Source organism: Streptomyces sp. BE20 (assembly GCF_036322525.1).
Lineage (GTDB): Bacteria > Actinomycetota > Actinomycetes > Streptomycetales > Streptomycetaceae > Kitasatospora.
The window spans coordinates 1-430 of the sequence record NZ_JAQYWW010000607.1; the positions used below are offsets into that span (position 1 = coordinate 1).

Annotated in this window: 1 protein-coding gene; it reads right to left on the reverse strand. The window is 72.6% G+C overall.

What is annotated here, in order from left to right:
* On the reverse strand, window positions 1-430 hold a 430-nt coding region (locus tag PUR61_RS12105), incomplete at both ends, for an amidohydrolase family protein (RefSeq protein WP_329878733.1).

Consider the following 430-nt stretch of genomic DNA (forward strand, 5'->3'; position numbering starts at 1 on the left):
ACCGGTAGCCGGGCGGTGGACCGCGGTCGAGGCCTCAGCCGGTAGACGCGGTCGGCCGTGCCCCCGAGGACCAGGGCCTGATCGTGGGCGTGGAGTCGGGAGATCAGGCGGCGTGTGGTGTCCACGACGGTGGTGTAGTCGGCGGCCAGGGTGCACACGGGCCAGTCCGAGCCGAACATCACCCGGTCCGGGCCGAAGGTGTCGAGGACGGTGTCGGCGAAGGGGCGCAGGTCCTCGATGTCCCAGCGCTCCCAGTCGGCCTCGGTGAGCAGGCCGGACAGTTTGCAGGAGACGTTCGGTTCGCCGGCCAGGTTCTGTATGTGGCTCGCCCACGGTTGGAGTTCCGCCACCGCGACGGCGGGTTTGCCGGCGTGGTCGAGCACGAACGCGAGGCCGGGCAGGCGGCGGGCCGCGGCGGTGGCCGCGGGCA